Source organism: Flavobacterium jejuense, from assembly GCF_006491595.2.
GTDB lineage: Bacteria > Bacteroidota > Bacteroidia > Flavobacteriales > Flavobacteriaceae > Flavobacterium > Flavobacterium jejuense.
Genome location: NZ_VEVQ02000001.1, coordinates 144,604 through 163,664, shown reverse-complemented (window position 1 = coordinate 163,664; position 19,061 = coordinate 144,604). Strand labels below are relative to the sequence as shown.

General features: G+C 29.4%; 26 protein-coding genes. 16 read left to right on the top strand and 10 right to left on the bottom strand.

Annotated elements, in window-relative coordinates:
* Window positions 1-227 precede the first annotated feature (227 nt).
* Together FIA58_RS00730 and FIA58_RS00725 are read right to left on the bottom strand one after the other, a co-directional pair.
* The gene (locus FIA58_RS00730) at window positions 228-1,064 is read right to left on the bottom strand and encodes a CvfB family protein (RefSeq protein WP_140959000.1); all 837 of its coding nucleotides are present in this window, start codon (window positions 1,062-1,064) and stop codon (window positions 228-230) included.
* 38 nt (window positions 1,065-1,102) lie between these two features.
* Window positions 1,103-2,320: a porin gene (locus FIA58_RS00725; RefSeq protein ID WP_140958998.1), complete on the bottom strand. Its 1,218-nt coding sequence runs from the start codon at window positions 2,318-2,320 to the stop codon at window positions 1,103-1,105.
* 92 nt (window positions 2,321-2,412) lie between these two features.
* Here FIA58_RS00725 and prmA point away from each other — a divergent pair, with 92 nt between their 5' ends.
* Together prmA and FIA58_RS00715 are read left to right on the top strand one after the other, a co-directional pair.
* Window positions 2,413-3,273, top strand: coding sequence for a 50S ribosomal protein L11 methyltransferase (gene prmA / locus FIA58_RS00720; RefSeq protein WP_140958996.1), 861 nt, complete (start codon window positions 2,413-2,415; stop codon window positions 3,271-3,273).
* A gap of 97 nt (window positions 3,274-3,370) precedes the next feature.
* Window positions 3,371-3,646 carry an ATP-dependent Clp protease adaptor ClpS gene (locus FIA58_RS00715; RefSeq protein ID WP_140958994.1) on the top strand — a complete coding sequence of 92 codons (276 nt, stop codon included), beginning with the start codon at window positions 3,371-3,373 and terminating at the stop codon, window positions 3,644-3,646.
* Window positions 3,647-3,703: 57 nt separating this feature from the next.
* Here the strand turns inward: FIA58_RS00715 and FIA58_RS00710 are convergent, their stop codons facing one another.
* The 3 genes from FIA58_RS00710 to FIA58_RS00700 form a co-directional block, all read right to left on the bottom strand.
* Entirely contained in the window at window positions 3,704-4,126 is a 423-nt protein-coding gene (locus FIA58_RS00710) for a lipocalin family protein (RefSeq protein ID WP_140958992.1), read from the bottom strand.
* A gap of 175 nt (window positions 4,127-4,301) precedes the next feature.
* Window positions 4,302-4,715, bottom strand: a complete 414-nt coding sequence (locus tag FIA58_RS00705) for a DUF6691 family protein (RefSeq protein WP_140958990.1) — start codon at window positions 4,713-4,715, stop codon at window positions 4,302-4,304.
* A 1-nt stretch (window position 4,716) separates the two neighbouring features.
* A complete protein-coding gene (locus tag FIA58_RS00700) occupies window positions 4,717-5,274 on the bottom strand; it encodes a YeeE/YedE family protein (RefSeq protein ID WP_140958988.1) in 558 nt (185 codons plus the stop codon).
* 89 nt (window positions 5,275-5,363) lie between these two features.
* On the opposite strand from FIA58_RS00700, the gene FIA58_RS00695 reads away from it, so the two are divergent.
* The 4 genes from FIA58_RS00695 (at window position 5,364) to FIA58_RS00680 (ending at window position 8,082) form a co-directional block, all read left to right on the top strand.
* Window positions 5,364-5,846 carry a DUF4199 domain-containing protein gene (locus FIA58_RS00695; protein ID WP_140958987.1) on the top strand — a complete coding sequence of 161 codons (483 nt, stop codon included), beginning with the start codon at window positions 5,364-5,366 and terminating at the stop codon, window positions 5,844-5,846.
* Between the two features lie 3 nt (window positions 5,847-5,849).
* A complete protein-coding gene (locus FIA58_RS00690; protein ID WP_140958985.1) occupies window positions 5,850-6,302 on the top strand; it encodes a 2-dehydro-3-deoxyphosphooctonate aldolase in 453 nt (150 codons plus the stop codon).
* A 100-nt stretch (window positions 6,303-6,402) separates the two neighbouring features.
* A complete protein-coding gene (gene kdsA, locus FIA58_RS00685) occupies window positions 6,403-7,221 on the top strand; it encodes a 3-deoxy-8-phosphooctulonate synthase (protein ID WP_140958983.1) in 819 nt (272 codons plus the stop codon).
* Between the two features lie 15 nt (window positions 7,222-7,236).
* A complete protein-coding gene (locus FIA58_RS00680) occupies window positions 7,237-8,082 on the top strand; it encodes a hypothetical protein (protein ID WP_140958981.1) in 846 nt (281 codons plus the stop codon).
* A gap of 46 nt (window positions 8,083-8,128) precedes the next feature.
* Here FIA58_RS00680 and FIA58_RS00675 read toward each other — a convergent pair whose 3' ends face one another.
* From FIA58_RS00675 to FIA58_RS00665, 3 genes are all read right to left on the bottom strand, one after another.
* Window positions 8,129-8,479 carry a DUF1801 domain-containing protein gene (locus FIA58_RS00675; RefSeq protein ID WP_140958978.1) on the bottom strand — a complete coding sequence of 117 codons (351 nt, stop codon included), beginning with the start codon at window positions 8,477-8,479 and terminating at the stop codon, window positions 8,129-8,131.
* Between the two features lies 1 nt (window position 8,480).
* Entirely contained in the window at window positions 8,481-8,684 is a 204-nt protein-coding gene (locus FIA58_RS00670; RefSeq protein ID WP_140958976.1) for a hypothetical protein, read from the bottom strand.
* Between the two features lie 71 nt (window positions 8,685-8,755).
* Window positions 8,756-10,132, bottom strand: a complete 1,377-nt coding sequence (locus FIA58_RS00665) for a M20/M25/M40 family metallo-hydrolase (protein ID WP_140958974.1) — start codon at window positions 10,130-10,132, stop codon at window positions 8,756-8,758.
* A gap of 148 nt (window positions 10,133-10,280) precedes the next feature.
* Between FIA58_RS00665 and FIA58_RS00660 the strand changes: the two genes are divergently transcribed.
* The 10 genes from FIA58_RS00660 (at window position 10,281) to creD (ending at window position 16,218) form a co-directional block, all read left to right on the top strand.
* Window positions 10,281-10,889, top strand: a complete 609-nt coding sequence (locus FIA58_RS00660) for a hypothetical protein (RefSeq protein ID WP_140958972.1) — start codon at window positions 10,281-10,283, stop codon at window positions 10,887-10,889.
* Window positions 10,886-11,314, top strand: a complete 429-nt coding sequence (locus tag FIA58_RS00655; protein ID WP_140958970.1) for a cytochrome c oxidase assembly factor Coa1 family protein — start codon at window positions 10,886-10,888, stop codon at window positions 11,312-11,314. Before FIA58_RS00660 ends, FIA58_RS00655 begins: the two co-directional genes overlap by 4 nt.
* A 4-nt stretch (window positions 11,315-11,318) precedes the next feature.
* A complete protein-coding gene (locus FIA58_RS00650) occupies window positions 11,319-11,984 on the top strand; it encodes a YiiX family permuted papain-like enzyme (protein ID WP_140958968.1) in 666 nt (221 codons plus the stop codon).
* Window positions 11,985-12,042: 58 nt separating this feature from the next.
* Window positions 12,043-12,663 carry a SanA/YdcF family protein gene (locus FIA58_RS00645; protein WP_140958966.1) on the top strand — a complete coding sequence of 207 codons (621 nt, stop codon included), beginning with the start codon at window positions 12,043-12,045 and terminating at the stop codon, window positions 12,661-12,663.
* Window positions 12,664-12,674: 11 nt separating this feature from the next.
* Window positions 12,675-12,971, top strand: a complete 297-nt coding sequence (locus FIA58_RS00640) for a winged helix-turn-helix domain-containing protein (protein ID WP_140958964.1) — start codon at window positions 12,675-12,677, stop codon at window positions 12,969-12,971.
* Window positions 12,972-13,116: 145 nt separating this feature from the next.
* Window positions 13,117-13,590, top strand: coding sequence for a Coq4 family protein (locus tag FIA58_RS00635; RefSeq protein ID WP_140958962.1), 474 nt, complete (start codon window positions 13,117-13,119; stop codon window positions 13,588-13,590).
* Window positions 13,574-14,224: a DUF1361 domain-containing protein gene (locus tag FIA58_RS00630; RefSeq protein ID WP_140958960.1), complete on the top strand. Its 651-nt coding sequence runs from the start codon at window positions 13,574-13,576 to the stop codon at window positions 14,222-14,224. The genes FIA58_RS00635 and FIA58_RS00630 overlap by 17 nt, the downstream gene beginning before the upstream one ends.
* Window positions 14,214-14,516, top strand: a complete 303-nt coding sequence (locus FIA58_RS00625) for a hypothetical protein (RefSeq protein WP_140958958.1) — start codon at window positions 14,214-14,216, stop codon at window positions 14,514-14,516. The genes FIA58_RS00630 and FIA58_RS00625 overlap by 11 nt, the downstream gene beginning before the upstream one ends.
* A gap of 5 nt (window positions 14,517-14,521) precedes the next feature.
* A complete protein-coding gene (locus FIA58_RS00620) occupies window positions 14,522-14,821 on the top strand; it encodes a hypothetical protein (protein ID WP_140958956.1) in 300 nt (99 codons plus the stop codon).
* A gap of 35 nt (window positions 14,822-14,856) precedes the next feature.
* A complete protein-coding gene (creD, locus tag FIA58_RS00615) occupies window positions 14,857-16,218 on the top strand; it encodes a cell envelope integrity protein CreD (RefSeq protein WP_140958954.1) in 1,362 nt (453 codons plus the stop codon).
* A gap of 144 nt (window positions 16,219-16,362) precedes the next feature.
* On the opposite strand, the gene FIA58_RS00610 is transcribed toward creD, so the two are convergent.
* Together FIA58_RS00610 and FIA58_RS00605 are read right to left on the bottom strand one after the other, a co-directional pair.
* Window positions 16,363-17,196, bottom strand: a complete 834-nt coding sequence (locus FIA58_RS00610) for an endonuclease/exonuclease/phosphatase family protein (protein WP_140958952.1) — start codon at window positions 17,194-17,196, stop codon at window positions 16,363-16,365.
* A 1-nt stretch (window position 17,197) separates the two neighbouring features.
* On the bottom strand, window positions 17,198-19,015 hold the full coding sequence (locus FIA58_RS00605) for a discoidin domain-containing protein (RefSeq protein WP_140958951.1): 1,818 nt from the start codon (window positions 19,013-19,015) through the stop codon (window positions 17,198-17,200).
* Window positions 19,016-19,061: the final 46 nt, after the last annotated feature.

Below are 19,061 nucleotides of genomic sequence, written 5' to 3'. Positions count from 1 at the left end.
AAACAATAAACCTATCCAATAGTATTTATTCCAATCATCTCTATTATTTATAATTTCTGTCAAATTAATAATAGGTAAGAAAAAAGTAAAACACCAAATAATTAACCACACTGAATCTATTGAAACATCAAATAAAACAATAGAACCAAATGATTTTATAATAACTAATAAGACCAATAAAAAGTGTAAGATACTAACACCTAATATTATTTTATTTTTTGTACTCATTACAATAAGTAAATACCATCTTCTTTTATTTCAATCAGTTTTTGTCTGTATAAATTACCTACTGCTTTTTTAAAGACTTTTTTACTCATTTTTAAAACTGTACGAATGTCTTCTGGATGTGAATTGTCATTTAAACCTAGAAAACCTCTGTTAGACTTCAATTCATCTAAAATAACTTGAGAAGAAGGTTCAATCGCTTCTACTCCTAGTTTACGTAAAGAAACATCAATTTTTCCATCAGGTCTAACATTTTTGATATAGCCTTTCATTCTTATACCTGGCTTCACATCATCATACACCTCATTTTTATAGGCTAAACCTCTGTGCTTTTCATTAATTATTACATTAATACCAGCTTCAGTTATGTGAGAAACAATTAGGTCTACTTCTTCACCATTTTCAATCGTAATCTCTTCATTATCTAAGAATTGTTGCGTTTTACTGGAAGCTACCAAACGATTTGTTTTTTCGTCCATAAAACAATATATTAAATAGCGCTTTCCCTCTTCCATAGGACGAGCTTGCTCTTTAAAAGGAACAAATAAGTCTTTTTCTAAACCCCAATTCATGAAAGCTCCAAACTTATTAATGTAATTCACTTTCAAATGAGCGAATTCATTCAGTTTAACATATGGCTTAAGTGTAGTTGCCACAGGTCTCTCTTCATGATCTAAATAAATAAATACTGTTAAATCATCTCCAATATGGAATTCTTTTGGTACATATTTATTAGGTAACAAAACGTCATCATCTTGTGTTTCTTCACTTCCTAAAAAAAGACCAACTTTAGTATCTCTTAGTATTTTTAGTGTATTATATTGTCCTATGTGTAACATAATTATCTTTAATTGGGTACAAAGGTAATCTAAAACCGTTAAATTCCTATTTCAATTTGAAAACGAGCATACCAATTGTTTTTGGTTTGATTAGCTTCATATTCCAATTCATTGTAAGTCACTTCAGCTTGTAATTTAAAAGTATGTTCCCATAAGTAACGAGTTAATCCTAAACTGTATTGTTTAGAATTTGGAGTATATGGTTTAATTTCATCATCCACTTTTTGATTTGAAAATCGTCCAATTATTTCGTAGTTACTTGGAAAGACATAACTTAATTGATAATCCATTCCTTCTCCTGCAAAAACATAATTAAAATTGGTACTATCATCTGGATCATATGTTATCAAATCTTTGGCATCTCTTTTCATATAAGCACTCATTAAACTCCAACCATTATACTTTAAAAGAACATCAAAAAAAGTAGAGCGTATCGTTCTAGGATCAAAAAGTTGTTTTCCAAGTTGACCTTGAGTTCTAACCGCCCTATTATTTTGCTGGAAAGCACCAGATAAAAGCAACTTAAGTTTTTCCTCTCTAAGTATGTCTCCTTCAAAATAAATACCATTTTTCTTGAATGAACCAAAAGGGAACAGTTCAATTTTTCCTGTTAGTGCCACTCCATCATCTGAAGTTTTGGTCCAATTTCTACCTTCTCCTGTAGAAATTGCAGCTTTTATGTTGTAAGAAAATTTTTCTTTTTCTTCATGCAAATAGTAAGCTTGAAAACCAAAATCTCTATCTATAGTAAATCTTGCATTGTTAATTGTTCTATCTGTAAGTTGAAGTGCTCCAGAAGAATTGACACGTTGTCTATTTCCTGGCAACTTGGTTTGACCAAACATTAAATTCCAGTTTTTATTTGGTCTATAAAAAAAAACTGCATCTCTAATAATATTTATATTCTCTCCCTCTTCAATTACACCCACATCTCCTGGAGCAAAAGATAATTGAATAGCATATAAAAACTTTGAATTCCCTACATAACCATCAAAACGTAAACGCAACCTTCTTATCTGAGCTTCATATCTATTATCTTCATTTTCTTCATCAATATAAGTAACTCTATTTTGCATTCTAAAACGAATATTCAATTGAAACAAACTATCTGGTGTGGTTACTCCTAATCCCTTTCCGTAACTATAATAAGGCAGTGCAGACAATTTTAAATCATTATTCTTAATTGAGTCTTTTTTAAATTGAGAAAAAGAGAATAAGTAGAATAGGAATAGAATGATTGTTGTATTTTTTTTCATACAAAATAAAGTTGTGTTGTTGTTATTTTCGCAAATTTAAAATATTTTAAAGAATCTACTATGCTTTATTTACCTTTGCAAAAAATTATAGCATGTCAAACACATATATAGGATATCATTTTACTATTGAGCCAAGAGACTCGAGCAATAACGAACAAGCAAAGCAATTAGGTGCTGAAATATTATTAGCTGAATTAGGAGAAACAGCTTTTGAAAGTTTTGTAGAAACCGAAACTGGACTTTCTGCTTATATACAGAAAGAATTTTGGACAGAAAACATTTTAGAAGATATTTATATTTTAGGAAGCGAAGAATTTAAAATCACCTATACTTTTGAAGAAATTGACCAAGTGAATTGGAATGAAGAGTGGGAAAAGAATTTTGAAGCTATTGAAGTAGATGGAAAATGCCATGTAAGAGCTCCCTTTCACGAAAAAACAAATACTGAGTTTGATATTGTGATTGAACCTAAAATGAGTTTTGGAACAGGTCATCATGAAACTACACATATGATGATTCAACATATTCTAGAAACAGATGTTACTAATAAAAAAACCTTAGATATGGGTTGCGGAACTGCTATTTTAGCCATTTTAGCTGAAATGAAAGGAGCACAACCAATTGATGCCATAGACATTGACAATTGGTGCTACCTCAATTCAATTGAAAATGCAGAGCGTAACAATTGTAAACATATAGCTGTATACGAAGGTGATGCTTCATTACTTCTTGACCAAAAATATGACATTATTATTGCCAATATAAATCGTAATATTTTAGTAAATGATATGCAACAATACGTCAATTGTTTGAATACCAATGGAACCCTTTTTTTAAGTGGTTTTTATACGGAAGATATTCCTGTAATTGATGCCTCATGTACAGAAAAGGGATTGACTTACATTAAAAAATTTGAAAGAAACAATTGGGTTGCTTTAAAATATAATAAATAGTTACAGGTTGAAAATAATTTATCTTACACAAGTCAACAACTAATTATTTTTTTAATAAATTTGTAGCAATTAAGTTTTAATCTTTAAACTAATGAAAATGAGTACGATAGAAAAAATACAAGAAGAACTTTTAGTTGAGGAATTAGTGGGTTTAAACAACGAAATTGTTTTATACAATGATGATGTAAATACATTCGATCATGTTATTGAAACACTAATTCGTGTTTGCGACCATGAAGCTTTACAGGCAGAACAATGTGCCTTATTAGTTCATTATAAGGGACAATGTGCTGTTAAAACAGGAAGTTATAACGAACTCAAACCACAATGCTCTGCTCTGCTCGATGCTGGTTTAAGTGCAGAAATTCAATAAAACAAAAATCCCGATAATTCGGGATTTTTTCTGTAACCAAAATTTGACAATTAGTCTTTATTTCATTTTTTTATAGATATAAATTATTTCTTTTCCTTCCACTTCTGCTTTCATCTTTAAAGTTGTAGTATCTAGCAAAAGTATTTCTGCTTTTTCTTTACCAGCATAAGGAAAATCAATGATTATAGAATTCTCTTCTTTTTCCCAAGTTCCGCTATCAACAGATACTTCACAATTATCAGTTCCATAATAAAACACATCATTTACTTTCCCATCTTCAAAAAATTCAACATAATCTTTACCACATCTTTCTTCATGCTCATAAGAAAATAAAAGTTCAGCTTTATTAACTTTTTTTCCTTCTTGATAATACTTCCATTTGCCCACAACAGTCACCTCAATTGCATCCACTTTACTAAATGATGACATCGTAAAGCTTAGTACCATAGTCGAAACGAACATAATTGTTAATTTTTTCATAATCAATAGTTTTATTTGTTAAGTTTATTTCAAAAAAACAATAAAAAAACCAATTTTTAAAAAAAAATTAATACAACGTTGTAGAATAATGAAATTATCAAAATCAAAACAACATAATTGATGATTTAATTTTAATATTGATAAATTTTAAGAATTTAATAATGCGAAAATGGAATTAATGAGGTATTTTATCTTTTAAAACACCATAAATAAAGTTTCCGATTAATGCTCCTAACAAGACAACTCCTATAGAAGCAACACCAGCACCTAAAAGCACGAAAATAGGACCTGGACAGCAACCCACTATTCCCCAACCTAAACCGAACATAATCCCCCCAACAATGTATCTAAACCTTGCTCTTTCTTTATCTAAAATTTCAATTGGTAATCCTTTGTAATCTTTAATTTCTTTTTTCTTAAAAAATCTAATTCCCACTACTCCTGTCACTATAGCTGTAAAAATAATACCATACATATGAAAAGACTGAAACTGAAACATTTCATAAATACGATACCAAGAAATAGCTTCCGACTTAGTTAAAACAATTCCAAAAATAAATCCTACCAATACAAATCGTAATAATTTCATCTTAAAAAAATAAAGGAATTAAAAAATAAGAAGCAATTAGGCCTCCAATAAAGAAACCAATTACAGCGATGAGAGAGGGCAATTGTAAATTACTTAAGCCCGTTATAGCATGACCAGAAGTACAACCACCTGCATATGGAGTTCCAAAACCTATTAAAAACCCACCTAATAATAAAATCAAAAATCCTTTTACAGAAAGCATGGCATCAATACTAAAAATAGCATCTGGTACAATCTTTCCATTTGGAAAATCTATATTCAATTGTTGTAATTGTTGTAAAGTTCTAGGGTTTAATTCTAAAATGTGAGATCCATTTAGGAAATGAGTCGCGAAATAACCTCCTAAAACTGCACCAAAAACCACAGCTAAATTCCACTTTTGTTCTCTCCAATCAAAATTAAAATAATTTGATTTGCGTTTAGCTCCTAAAATCGTACAAAGTGTTCTCAGATTAGAAGACATGCCAAACGTCTTTCCAAAATAAATTAACATTAACATAGTAATACCAATCAAAAAACCAGATATAGACCAATGCCAAGTACCATAAAGTAACTCCATAAAACTAATTTTAGGCAAAGATAAAAAATCACATCATTTAATTCCAATTATAATAATTTATATTAATTTTGAATTCTAATTAAACAAGCATGATACAAACTTTCAAGATTGAAATCAAATGGGCAATTCTTTACAGCATTGCTTACACAATATGGATGTACTTTGAAAGCAGAATGGGCTGGCACAGTGAAAAAGTAGGATTAGAACCTTTATACAACCTCTTATTTTTACCTATAAGTATTACACTAATAGGGTTAGCTATTTTTGATAAGAAAAGAAATCATTACAAAAATGAAATGGACTGGAAAAAGGGCTTTGTTTCTGGAATTATAGTATCTGTTTTGATAACTGTTCTAAATCCTGTCGTTTTATACATCACTTATAATTATATTTCTCCAGGTTTTTTCGAAAACGCAATTAAAGCTGCAGTATCAGAAGGCTTTCCTTTAGAGAGAGCAAAAGCGCAATACAATTTAAACACAGCTATTTCTAATAGTGTATTTGATAAATTATCTTTTGGAGTAGTTATTTCTGCAGCAGTAAGCTACTTTATCAGAACTAAAAACAATTAAACTATGAGACTATTTCTTCTAAGTATGCTTTCTTTTATTTTATTGGCATGTACTAGTACAAAATCGACTATAAAGAATATTGACCCTAATGCGAAAAGACCTAAAATAGTTAATAATGCATTTGAAATAACCGAATATGCAACAGATTCAAATTATGGTTATGATGCTGATTATCCTATTAATATTGGACCTTTACTTGACAAACAAGAAGAAGCAAACATAAAATTATTTTTTAACGCACTAGAAGGAGAAAATGGAAAAAAAATAACCTATTCCAAAACAGAGACTTGTTGTCCTTTCCCCTCAAAAACCAATAATATAGGAGCTGGAACTTTATCCATTTATGAAGTAACCTTTGAAGAAAATTCTAAAAAAATTGCACTTTATTTTAATATTTATGAAAAAGGGCAAATTTTGTGTCCTAAAGGTTTAAAAATTAAAAAAAGCTACCAATAAAATAAATAAAGTTCGAATCTTAAAACTATCTTAACTAACCTTTTAAACTGTAATTTAAAAGGTTTTATTTTTTATCTTTGCACACTAAAATAACAACATAATGAATTTAGAAAATATTCCTCAAATAAAACATACTAAAAGTGGTAATTTCTTCTTATTAGCAGGACCTTGTGCCATAGAAGGAGAAGAAATGGCTATGCGAATTGCAGAAAAAATTGTAACGATCACAGATAAATTAGAAATCCCATATGTATTTAAAGGATCGTTTAAAAAAGCAAACCGTTCTAGAATTGACAGTTTTACTGGAATTGGTGATGAAAAAGCACTTAAAATCCTAGCAAAAATTTCAAAAGAATTTGGGGTTCCAACTGTAACAGATATTCATACTAATGAAGATGCTGCAATGGCTGCTGAATATGTTGATGTTCTACAAATTCCTGCTTTCCTTGTTCGTCAAACAGATTTAGTAATGGCTGCAGCAGAAACAGGAAAAACTGTAAACTTGAAAAAAGGACAGTTCATGAGTCCTGAAAGCATGAAACATGCAGTGCAAAAAGTTTTAGATTGTAAAAATGAAAATGTTATGGTAACCGATAGAGGTACTATGTTTGGTTATCAAGACATGATTGTTGACTTCAGAGGAATTCCTACTATGAAACAATACGCTTCAACTGTTCTTGATGTTACGCATTCTTTACAACAGCCTAACCAAACTGCTGGTGTAACTGGTGGTCGTCCTGATATGATTGAAACTATTGCTAAAGCAGGAATAGCTGTAGGCGTTGATGGTATTTTTATTGAAACTCATTTTGACCCAGCAAATGCTAAAAGTGATGGTGCCAACATGCTTCATTTAGATTATTTCGAAGATTTAATGACCAAATTAGTAGCCATCAGAAAAACTGTAAACCAATTTTAATACCTACTTATTACAATGAAACAATCATTTATGATGGTTGTACTAACTTTTTGTGTTTTTTCACAGTACACCTTTTCTCAAGAAACAGTTGAAACACCTGAAAAATACACCGCACACAACAAAGGAAAATTTTTTATTTTTTGGGGTGGAAATAGAGAATCCTACTCAAAATCCGATATTCATTTCAAAGGTGCTGATTATAATTTTACACTATATGATGTAGAAGCACATGATAAACCTAAAGGATATCATGTAGATTATATTAATCCTGGTAGAATGACCATTCCTCAAACAAATTTTAGAATTGGTTATTTTATTAATGACCACTACAACATTTCAATTGGCTTAGATCATATGAAATATGTTATGTATAATGACAAAAGAGTAAACTATTCTGGATCTTATCCAAATGCTGGTAGTTATAATGAAAACCCAGCAAATGATCAATTAACTTTAACTGATGATTTTTTATTATTTGAACATACAGATGGATTAAATTATATAAATACCGAGTTTTCAAGAGTAGATGACCTATCTAAATATATTGGGCTACCTAATACTGATAAATTTCAAATAAATATAACAGAAGGAATTGGTGCAGGATTTTTATATCCAAAAACAAACACTACACTTTTAGGAAAAAATAGATATGATGAATTTCATATTGCAGGATATGGATTATCTGCTAAAGCTGGATTAAATCTAACTTTCTTTAAACACTTTTTTATTCAGGCAGAATTAAAAGGAGGCTATATCAACATGAACGATATAAGAACAACAAAAGACCCAGTAGACAGTGCTTCTCAAGATTTTTGGTTTTTCCAAAGAATTATAGCTGTTGGTGGAATCTTTAGAATTTAATTTTATCTATGAAAACATTTAAAAAGCACTCAAAAAAGAGTGCTTTTTAAATATATAATCTTTTTGCTTCTTTTATTACCGATTTTAATATTTCGCTATCAATTTCTTCTAATGAAAAATAGCGTAACGATTTTACTGTATTTCTTTTTTCATCTACTAAAACATCTTGATTTTCTTTCAACTGAAATCCTTTAGAAAACCCAACATCCACAAATCTCTTTTTATGATTAGGAGCTAAATAACAAAAAGGTTTTTTCTTATAATAAAAATAAGGTATTCCCCATTTAAACAGCAATTCTGAATCATTTAATTCTTTTTCAACCATTGTTATAATATATAATAACATCTCCCTATAAACATCAGGTTGCCTATAAATGTATTCTTCAACTGGTTTCATTTTATTCTTTTCCTATTTCCTTAATTTCGTCTTTAACTTTTGATTTAGCAATCAATTTTCCTCCAAATCTAAAAAATTTATAAGTTGGCCAAGACATCACAAATAACCCTATAAGCGTTCCTATATAATAACCAATTAAAAAAGAAGAATCATCTTGATCATGCTTTCCTAATAATAAATTATTAACCACAACTAAAAGTATCATTAAAAATAAAATTAGGCAAATGACCTGAATAAAATAACCGAAAAACAACTTCATTTTCTGTTTATAAAAAATTAATCAATCCCATACTTATCCACCAAATACATTATAGAAGCCATTGTAGCAGCACCTAATTCTAATTCTCGTTTATTAACTGCATCAAAAGTATCATTTGCTGCATGATGATAATCAAAATAACGTTGAGAATCTGGCTGCAAACCTACTTTTACAATATGCTTAGATTGCAATGGTCCAATATCAACACCTGTAAACCCTTTCACAAACCGATGAATTAAATATGGTTCAAATAAGGGTTTCCAATTGGTAATTTTAATAAAATTAGCTTCATCTGCTTCCATTGAAAAACCCCTTGGAGAAAAACCACCTGCATCACTTTCTAAAGCAAAAATATGGTTTTCATTGTTATTAGTAGCCAATTCAGCATATTTTCTTCCTCCACGATTTCCATTCTCTTCATTCATAAATAATACTACTCTAATTGTATTTTTGGGTTTATACCCTAAACTTTTAAATATAGAAAGAATCTCCATACTTTGAACCACTCCTGCACCATCGTCATGCGAACCATCTCCTAAATCCCAAGAATCCAAATGCCCACCTACAACCATAATTTTATCAGGGTTTTCAGTACCTTTTATTTCGCCTACGACATTATAAGACAAAACATCAGGTAATGTTTCACAAGACTGCTTGAAATAAAAATTTAAATTAGGGTTTTCTTTTAGAACAGCACTTAGCAAATTAGCAGCATTTGTGCTAATGGCAGCAGCAGGAATATACTTATCTTCTGGTAAATCACCATAATTAGTATTCCCTGTGTGTGGTAAATCATCTAAACGCAAATTCATGGAACGAACAACAACACCAACTGCACCTAATTTTGCTGCTTCTCTAGCACCAGATGAACGTTGGTCAACACAACCACCATAAGCTTTAAAGGTTTCAATATGAATTGGAGTCATTGGTCTATTAAAAAAAACAATTTTACCTTTAATTTTTTCTGAACCTAATGCAATCATTTCATCGATTCCCAAAACTTCAATTATAGATGCTTTCAAACCTTGTTTTGGTGTTGCAATGGAACTCCCTAAAGCACAAATTGGCACTTCAATTTTTTTACCTTTATTTTCAATATATGCATACTCTTTCTCTCCTCTCACCCAATGAGGCACCATTACTTCCTGTAAAAAAACGCGGTCTAGACCTAATTTTTCTAACTCTGATTTTGTATAATTGACAGCCTTTTCAGCGGATTTAGAACCAGATAGTCTTGAACCAATAGTATTTGACAAATAATCCAGCCAATCATAACATTTCGAGTTTATCAAGGCTTCATCATAAATATTACGTAACATTTTTTCATCATCTGTTTGAGCAGTTGTTGAAAAATTAATTAATAAAAAAAGCATTAAAACTATTGAAATTCGCATTTTAGAATGAATTATAAATTTAAACCATAAAAATATCATAATTATTTTACTTAAGTAGTAAAGAATTCGCAAATGAGCATTTTTTAACAAAAAAAGTTTTGGTGAATAAAAAAATATTATATTACTTTGTATTTCAAAGTACTTTAATATGGAAGCGAGTAAATATTTAAAAGACATACAAGACATTAAAGAAATGATGAGTAAATCCACTCAATTTATCTCTTTAAGTGGTTTATCTGGAATATTAGCAGGAATTTATGCCCTAATTGGCGCAGCTTATGTTAATTATTTAATCGATACACACTATGGTCGTTATATTACTTTAGAAAGTAAAACTTTTAAATTAATTTTACTAACCGCTTTTATTGTTTTAATCTTATCAATTGGAACTGCTTATTATTTAACGGCAAAAAAAGCTAAAAAAATGGGTGAAAAAATGTGGAACCCTACTTCTAAAAGAGTATTAATCAACTTTTTATTGCCTTTATGCACTGGTGGTATTTTTGCTGTTTTATTACTTAAAAATAAATATTACGGACTTATAGCTCCAGTTACTTTATTGTTTTATGGCTTGGCTTGTTTGAATGCAAGTAAATATACTTTAAGAGACGTACGTTATTTAGGCATTACACAAATTATATTAGGTTTAATAGCTGTAGAATTTTCAGGTTATGGCTTGTATTTTTGGGTAATTGGTTTTGGTTTGTGCCATATTTTGTATGGAAGTATCATGTATTATAAATATGATAGAAAATGAGCAACGTATTAATAATTAAACAGAATTGGTGGCAAAAAAACTGGAAATGGTTTTTACCAACAAGTGTTTTACTCCTTTTATTGGGTTTTGTTTTAGTCTTATCCATTGCTGGAAATGCGACAGATATTGTCCAAGCCTATAATGATGAAACACTTTATACTAAGGCAATAGAAAAAGTAAAGCTAAACAAAAGAGTAATTGAAGTACTTGGTGAAATTAAACCAATTGATAAGTTAGCTATTTTAGAAGGGAACACCAAGTATTCAAATAATAACAACTCTGTAGAAATTTCTATTAGAATTATTGGTTCAAAAGAAAAAGGCAAAATGGATGTTATAGCTGACAAAATAGACAAGGAATGGAAATACAAGAAAATTACTATAAGAATCAAGAATCCGAAAGAGAAAATAGAAATTCTAAAATAGAAAAATGAAAAAAATAATTATATCTTTTTTAATTTGTTTAACTGTTGGAATTTATATTAGTGGTAAAATAGTTTCTAATAATGTAACAAAAAACTTTAAACTACTTAATGAGAAAGTTCAGAGTAGCTTTAAAGACGGAGATATCATTTTTCAAACATCAGAGTCAGAACAATGTGAAGCAGTAAGAATTGCAACCAATTCAAAATTTTCTCATTGTGGCATTATTTTTATTGAAAATGGACAAACCTATGTTTATGAAGCTGTTCAACCTGTAAAAATGACACTACTTAGTGAATGGATTCGACATGGAAGAGAAAATAGATATGTTGTAAAGCGATTGAAAAATGCTGATAAAGTTTTAACTAAGTCTGTTTTAGAAAAGATGAAGACTTATGGTAAAACAATGAACAATAAAAATTATGATTTGTATTTTGAATGGTCTGACGAAAAAATATATTGTTCAGAATTAGTTTGGAAAATATATAAAGAAGGTGCCAAAATTGAATTATGTAAGACAAAAAAACTGAAAGATTTTAATTTGAAACATCCATTGGTTCAAGAAATTATGAAACAACGTTATGGCACAAAAGTTCCATATGATGAAGAAGTGATTGCTCCTTCTCAATTATATGATTCGGAGTTAGTAGAAACCATTTTTGATAATTATTGAGCAATAAAATTGGGAAAAGAAGATAGCATTATATCGAAATCAAAAAAATAAGACATTTATGAAATACTTCTTTCCTTTTTCAGTTTTTATGCTCTTTTTTATTTGTTGTACAAATAACACCATTAAAAAAAATGCAGAAAACCATATTTTTTCTGATGCAGAAAAGATTCAAAAGAACAAAGTAGGATTAGTATTAGGAACAAGTAAATATTTAAAAAATGGAACAATTAACTTGTATTTTAAATATAGAATTGAAGCCACAGTCGAATTGTTTAAAAATAATAAAATTGAGTATATTCTTATAAGTGGAGATAATAGCAAAGTTGATTATGATGAACCAACTGATTTTAAGAATGAATTAATTTCTCAAGGCATTCCGGAAGCGTGCATCTTTTTAGACTATGCTGGTTTTAGAACATTAGATTCTGTTGTAAGAGCAAAAGCCGTTTTTGGTTTAACTAATTTTACATTAATTTCGCAACGGTTTCATAATGAAAGAGCGCTTTATTTGGCTCAAAAGAATGGAATTAATGCTATTGCTTATAATGCAAAAGATGTGTCAAATAAATATGGAATAAAAGTAACAATTAGAGAATATTTTGCCAGAACAAAAGCATTTATAGATATTCTTTTTAAAGTTAAACCTAAGTTTCTAGGTCCAAAGATTACAATAACATAAAAAACTAGTTTGTGAAAAACATCATTCAAAATATTAATAAAGCCTTCGATCACCGAATTCGTTTGGGTATCATGTCGATTTTAATGGTGAATGAAGATGCTGATTTTTCCACTCTAAAAGAATTATTAGGTGTAACCGATGGTAATTTAGCCAGTCATGCTAAAGCTTTGGAAAACGAAAATTATATTACTGTGGAAAAACAATTTATAGGTAGAAAACCGAATACCAAATACATTGCCACAAAAGAAGGTAAAAAAGCGTTTCAAGAACATATTGAAGCTCTTGAAAAATTAATATCAAATACGTAACACTATTTTTTTATTCATTTACTTTGAAATTCAAAGTACTTTAAAATAATTATAAAATAACAATTAAAGACAAGTTTGAGCATGCAGACTCTACTAAATAAAAAAGTAATAACATATATGACTGCTATAAATAGAATTTACACATATGAAAGATAAAATAATCGAATTTTTATACAAAACCATTAAAGTTCCATATGAATACTTTTTTAAAAATTCTAAACCTTGGGGAACAAATGTAGAGGAATTGTTGCAATATGAAGCAAATAGTTTAGGACATGAATTGGGTACTTTTTTGAAGGTAAACAATTATGAAGTACAAGATAGTTTAGAAGAACATGATGTATTTCATGTACTAACTAAGATTGGCACCAATGTAAAACAAGAGGTGGATTTACAATTCTTTTTGTTAGGAAATGGAAAGAGAAGTCCATTTGTTTTTATAGTAATACTCACAGGAATTGTTTTTTATCCAAATGCTTACAAAAGCTTTTATTCTTGTTATAAAAAAGGCAAAAAAGCATATCAATTTTATCATTTAGACTTTCAAAAAATGCTGACTATTTCAGTAAAAAACATTCAAGAAACATTTAATATTCAAGAATATGCAATCCATAATTAACATTTATTTATCCAACAAAAAAACAAATAGTTTACTACTAACCTTATGTTTATATTGTGCCTTTTTATTGCTTTGTCGAGCAAAATTAACACAATCTATTTTTTACTTTTTCTTAGTTTGGAATTTATTTCTAGCAGCTATTCCATATTTACTTTTGCAGTTTGCAAAACAAAGGATTCAATTATTTGAAAATAGAAAAACTAGACTACTCCTCTTTCTAAGTTGGTTGTTATTCTTGCCCAATTCTTTCTACATTTTAACCGATTTCGTTCACCTACAAAAAGGAAATCCTGATCTATTTTGGTTCGATTTAATCTTACTATTCTCTTTTGCTAGTTTGGGTTTCTTATTTGGTTTATTAGCTATTCAAGAATACAAAAACTGTTTCTCTTTATTTTATTCTAACAAGACCATTAAAACAAGTATTCCTATTATTTGCCTACTAAGTGGTTTCGGTATTTATTTAGGACGTTTTCTACGATTCAATAGTTGGCACATTCTCACTAATCCTTTCCAACTCATTATCGATGCATTTCTATGTTTATTTTCAACCGAAGCACTACTGTTTTCAGCATTATATGGCAGTTTTATTTACATCACATGTCTAATTAAAAATCACTTTTATGGAAACTAATTTTCAATTTAAAGACTTACCTTTTTCAACTCAACTAGCTATTGTTTCTTTTGGAATAGGAACTTTCTTATTCCTAATTCATTTTATTTTTCCAAATTATTTTCCAATACTAGTTTTTGGATACATTTATTTACTTATAGCTATACTTATAAATACCATCACTTTTTTCTATCTAATCTATTTGTTTTTTAAAGAAAATAATACTGAAGATATAATCATTAGAATATTAATTCTTTTATCAAACATTCCAATCGCCTTTCTATACGCTTACATAGTACTTAATAATCATTAATTTTTATGAAAAAATATAAAAAGAAAATCATCGAAGACGGAAAACTTGCAAGAATACTAGCTTTAGGATCATTTAGTATTGGCACACTAATTTTAATAATATTCAAGATCACTAAATCAGATATTCTATTTATTATTGGCTTTTATTATGTAGTGATAGCGCTATTTCTAAATTTTATACTGTTTGTAAACTTAGTGTATAACTTATTCATTTATACAAAAATGTATGCCTTTCAATTTGGAAATATAGCCTTACTCCTATTAAATATTCCAATAGCTCTTTTTTACTTACAAATTGTTCTTTAAAACAAATATAAATCCTTTAATTTAATACATAACTCATGGAAAATCCTATTCAACATTTAAACCCTACACCAAGTCCTAAACCTTCCTTTTTACAAAGCAATACTGCTAAAATGATTATGGTTGGTGTGCTTACTTTATTCTTATTAATTCCGCTTAATTTAGTACAAAATCTCATCAGAGAACGTTCAGAAAGAAAAAATGAAGTTACCGAAGAAGTTACAAAATTATGGGGAGAAGACATTCATTTTTATGGTCCTATTCTTAAAGTTCCATACAAAACTTACACTGAAACAGCTATAGTCGATGAAAAAACGAAACAAACTGTTATTCAAAAGAAAGCCTACATTCAAAATGCTTATTTTTTTCCAGATAATTTAGAAAACAAAACCGAGATTCAAAAAGTGGACGAACTAAAACGTGGTTTGTACAACCCTATAGTTTTCAAAGCAAACATGAAGTTCAATGGTTCTTTTGAAAACATATCTTTGGATAAATTAGCTTTAAAATCAGAAGATATGCTTTGGGAAAAAGCAACCATTATCATTAAAACAACCAATTTAAAAAGCATTAAAAGTGACTTAAAAATTGGTATCAATAAAACCAATTATAGCTTAGAATCAAAAGCAGATGAGGACAATTATTTTGGTACTTTGGAAACCGATGCTTTTACTTTTAATCCAAGTCAAAAGCTAGATTTTAACTTCAATATGAGTTACAATGGTAGTAATAGTGTGCAATTTATACCTGTTGGAAAAACTTCAACTACAAGTGTAAATGCCAATTGGGATTCTCCTAGTTTCATCGGTAACTTTGCTGCAAGTGATACTACAAAAAAGATAACCAACAAAGATTTTCATGCCGATTGGAAAATTCTTCATATTAACAGACCTTTTGCTCAGCAATACATTGAAAAAATTCCAAATCTATCAAGCTATTCTTATGGTGTAAAACTGATAGAAACGGTTGACCAATACCAACAAAACGAACGCGCTTCAAAATATGGCTTTCTAGTCATTGGGCTAACCTTTTTAATCTTCTTTTTAATACAAACCATTAGTAAAAAAAGCATTCATATTTTTCAATATACTATGATTGGTTTGGCATTAATTATGTTTTATACTTTACTAATTTCAATTACTGAGCATTCAAGTTTTACTATTGCTTATGCCATTGCAGCAAGCGCAGTAATCATCATGCTACTACTCTACTCGATTTCAGTTTTGAAAGAAAAAAAATTCCCATTATTTATTAGTGCTTCATTGACTGTTTTGTATAGCTTTATTTTTGTAATCATACAATTAGAAAACTATGCTTTATTAGTAGGAAGCATTGGCTTATTCCTAATATTAGGAGCTGTGATGTATTTCTCTCGAAAAATAGATTGGGGCAATAATTAGGAGCACCATAATAACTTTCAGTTGAAAAGTGTTCCTGCTGTCCGCTATATCTTTTTAAACTTAGCAGTTTAAAAAGGATGCCGCTTCCATCAGGGCTAAAAAAGAAAATCCTGATTACGAAACACGTAATCAGGATTTTCTTTTTTATTCAAAATTCACCAAAACAGGCAAATGATCACTTGGATATTTAAAATCATAAAAATCGTCTATAATTGCTATTTTATTCACTTTCAACTTAGTTTTTTGGGAATAAAACACATAATCAATTCGATTTGCAATTTCTTCTTGAAAATGAAAAGCATTCCAGGTTCCTTTTGGTCCGTAAGGTTTTTTAGTAGCAGTTTCATAACTATCCAATAGCTTTTCCTTTAAGATAGCAATCGTTTTTTCTTCTTTTGGTGCATTAAAATCACCCGTTAGAATAAAAGGAATTGCTTTTTGTTTTTGCAATTGGGTAGACAAATCAACAAGTAAATTAGCTGAATTTTCTCTTGCTTCAATACCTAAATGATCAAAATGAGTATTAGACATCCAAAATTCTTTATGGGTATTTTTATTTTTAAACCGACCATAAGTAACAACTCGGTAACAAACTGCATCCCAACCTTTAGTCATTTTTTCAGGAGTTTCTGAGAGCCAAAGTGTTTTTTGCTCCACTACATTAAAAAAATTTTTTCTATATAAAATACAAGAATATTCAGCCCATTCTCCTTCTTCTCTTGGTAAACCAATAAAACTATATTCAGGTAAATTGGCTAAAATATAATCCAATTGAAATTTTTGTACTTCTTGCAAACCAATAAAATCAGCTTCATAATAATCCAATAAGGCAACTACTTTTTCTTTTCTTGCCTCCCAACTATTTACTCCATCTTGAGCAGAACCCAATCGAATGTTGTAAGACATTACATTTAAATGGTTTTGAGCAAAAAGACTCCATGCAAAAACAAAAAAAAATACACTTAAAAATTGTTTCATATTACTCTACTTTTATAACTGCAGTTCTAGCACTAATTCCATTATTATTGAAGGCTTCAATTTGGAAATAATAGGTATCTGTTCGGTCCATTCCTGTAAAAAAATAATCATTTTTACCATAAACCATACTACTTCCATATAATTTATCAGGAGATTTTCCAAAATAAATCACATACCCATCAGCATCCTGATTTTGTTGCCAACGAATCCAAGAACTTCTTCTTTCTCCAAATTTATGTTTATCTGCTCGAAGAACCATGAAATTTTCTACTTTTTTAGGTATTTTACCCATTCCTTTTCCAAAAACTCGAAAACCACTTAAAGCAAATTTACCTGTAGGCATTTTTATATTTTCTAGTTTCAAATAACGGCTTTTTATAGGTTTAAGCAATTCAATATAGTCATGAGGCACATCCGATTTATAATTACTTTTATCCACAACAATATCCCATTTTTTGCCATCTAAAGAACTATAAATTTTATATTGATGGTAAACTCCAAGACTTTTACCCATAAATTCGACATCTTGATCGGCATAATTTATTTGAATAGCATGAATTGTAGAAACTTCCCCTAAATCTGTTTGAAACCATTCCCCTTTTTCTCCAGTTTTAGCAGACCAATACGTTCTCATATCTTCATCAACAGCATAATTAGGTTGATTGCCTCCTAATGTGGAAGAAACTTGTACAGGTTTGTTATAATTCAATAACATCCAACCTGAGAATAAACCTTTAGTAAAATCTTTCTCCTTTGCAAATTCTGGTAAAAAAGTAGGATAATCTCCATAAGCTGTGTTGCAATACATAACATCTTCTTTGTCAAAACCTGCTGGCCAAATTCCTATTCTTCTTTCAAAATTATTTTTTTGTCCTAAGATTACAGTTGAAACATGCCACCAATTGCCATTATTATCTTGGTAAGTTGCTCCATGACCTGCACCACGAGCAAAACCACCTGGTTTATAGGAAAACGGATTATGAGTTTGATAACTAAACCCTTCTAAAGGATTATTGCTTACATAAACACCATCTGCATAACCGCTAAATTCTGTGGCTGGTGCTCCATATTGTAAATAATACTTATTATTATATTTAGTTACCCAAGCCCCTTCCATAAAAGGTTTCAAAAAAGTATTATCGTTATATTCTCCAAAACGTTCCCAACCATGATCTTCAGGATGAAGCGAAATCATTGGTTTAACTAATCCTTCAGATTGCAATGTTTCTGTATTGATTTCTGTTCCAAAAATTGGAAATTCATTGCTTGAACCCCAATACAAATAGAGCTTTTCTTTTTCTTCATCATATAAAAATCCTGGATCCCAAGCTCCTACTTTAAAATTATCAACCGCTTTTTCCCATTCATTAGCTAAAGGATTTTTACTTTTCCAAAGGGCAAAATTTGGTCCATGAGTAGAACCTATAACATACATATACTCCTTCATAACAAAAACGGCTGGTGCACAAAGTTCATCATAAACTCTGTTTTTCTTATCTAACTTATGATCTGATTTGATTTCATTTTGTAAAGAAGGATATTCGTTTTCTGGTTTCAAAAATTTTCGTTCAATAAAATTCCAATGCAACATATCGTCGCTCCACCAATAACCCCATTGATTAGTTGAAAAAAGATAATACTTGTTTTTAAAATTTACAATTACTGGATCAGCTGTTGCTCTGTGTTTACCTTGTAATGTGAAATTGGGAATAGGTGTATATCCATAATCAATATTAATAGGATTACAATAGGTTGTTTGTTGAGAAAAATTTTGAATCGTGTGTACTAAAAAAAGTATAACTATAAAATGTTTATTCATAATGGTAAAAAAAATTAAAAAACCCTCAAACTTTAAGTTTGAGGGC

Coding starts and splice junctions, on each gene's coding strand:
- FIA58_RS00630 (WP_140958960.1), top strand. CDS start 13,574: ATGCAATCCATAATTAACATTTATTTATCCAACAAAAAAACAAATAGT.
- FIA58_RS00700 (WP_140958988.1), bottom strand. CDS start 5,274: ATGGAGTTACTTTATGGTACTTGGCATTGGTCTATATCTGGTTTTTTG.
- prmA (WP_140958996.1), top strand. CDS start 2,413: ATGTCAAACACATATATAGGATATCATTTTACTATTGAGCCAAGAGAC.
- FIA58_RS00635 (WP_140958962.1), top strand. CDS start 13,117: ATGAAAGATAAAATAATCGAATTTTTATACAAAACCATTAAAGTTCCA.
- FIA58_RS00625 (WP_140958958.1), top strand. CDS start 14,214: ATGGAAACTAATTTTCAATTTAAAGACTTACCTTTTTCAACTCAACTA.
- FIA58_RS00695 (WP_140958987.1), top strand. CDS start 5,364: ATGATACAAACTTTCAAGATTGAAATCAAATGGGCAATTCTTTACAGC.
- FIA58_RS00655 (WP_140958970.1), top strand. CDS start 10,886: ATGAGCAACGTATTAATAATTAAACAGAATTGGTGGCAAAAAAACTGG.
- FIA58_RS00650 (WP_140958968.1), top strand. CDS start 11,319: ATGAAAAAAATAATTATATCTTTTTTAATTTGTTTAACTGTTGGAATT.
- FIA58_RS00670 (WP_140958976.1), bottom strand. CDS start 8,684: ATGATACTTTTAGTTGTGGTTAATAATTTATTATTAGGAAAGCATGAT.
- FIA58_RS00660 (WP_140958972.1), top strand. CDS start 10,281: ATGGAAGCGAGTAAATATTTAAAAGACATACAAGACATTAAAGAAATG.
- FIA58_RS00665 (WP_140958974.1), bottom strand. CDS start 10,132: ATGCGAATTTCAATAGTTTTAATGCTTTTTTTATTAATTAATTTTTCA.
- FIA58_RS00710 (WP_140958992.1), bottom strand. CDS start 4,126: ATGAAAAAATTAACAATTATGTTCGTTTCGACTATGGTACTAAGCTTT.
- FIA58_RS00680 (WP_140958981.1), top strand. CDS start 7,237: ATGAAACAATCATTTATGATGGTTGTACTAACTTTTTGTGTTTTTTCA.
- FIA58_RS00730 (WP_140959000.1), bottom strand. CDS start 1,064: ATGTTACACATAGGACAATATAATACACTAAAAATACTAAGAGATACT.
- FIA58_RS00715 (WP_140958994.1), top strand. CDS start 3,371: ATGAGTACGATAGAAAAAATACAAGAAGAACTTTTAGTTGAGGAATTA.
- FIA58_RS00725 (WP_140958998.1), bottom strand. CDS start 2,320: ATGAAAAAAAATACAACAATCATTCTATTCCTATTCTACTTATTCTCT.
- creD (WP_140958954.1), top strand. CDS start 14,857: ATGGAAAATCCTATTCAACATTTAAACCCTACACCAAGTCCTAAACCT.
- FIA58_RS00645 (WP_140958966.1), top strand. CDS start 12,043: ATGAAATACTTCTTTCCTTTTTCAGTTTTTATGCTCTTTTTTATTTGT.
- FIA58_RS00620 (WP_140958956.1), top strand. CDS start 14,522: ATGAAAAAATATAAAAAGAAAATCATCGAAGACGGAAAACTTGCAAGA.
- FIA58_RS00690 (WP_140958985.1), top strand. CDS start 5,850: ATGAGACTATTTCTTCTAAGTATGCTTTCTTTTATTTTATTGGCATGT.
- kdsA (WP_140958983.1), top strand. CDS start 6,403: ATGAATTTAGAAAATATTCCTCAAATAAAACATACTAAAAGTGGTAAT.
- FIA58_RS00605 (WP_140958951.1), bottom strand. CDS start 19,015: ATGAATAAACATTTTATAGTTATACTTTTTTTAGTACACACGATTCAA.
- FIA58_RS00675 (WP_140958978.1), bottom strand. CDS start 8,479: ATGAAACCAGTTGAAGAATACATTTATAGGCAACCTGATGTTTATAGG.
- FIA58_RS00610 (WP_140958952.1), bottom strand. CDS start 17,196: ATGAAACAATTTTTAAGTGTATTTTTTTTTGTTTTTGCATGGAGTCTT.
- FIA58_RS00705 (WP_140958990.1), bottom strand. CDS start 4,715: ATGAAATTATTACGATTTGTATTGGTAGGATTTATTTTTGGAATTGTT.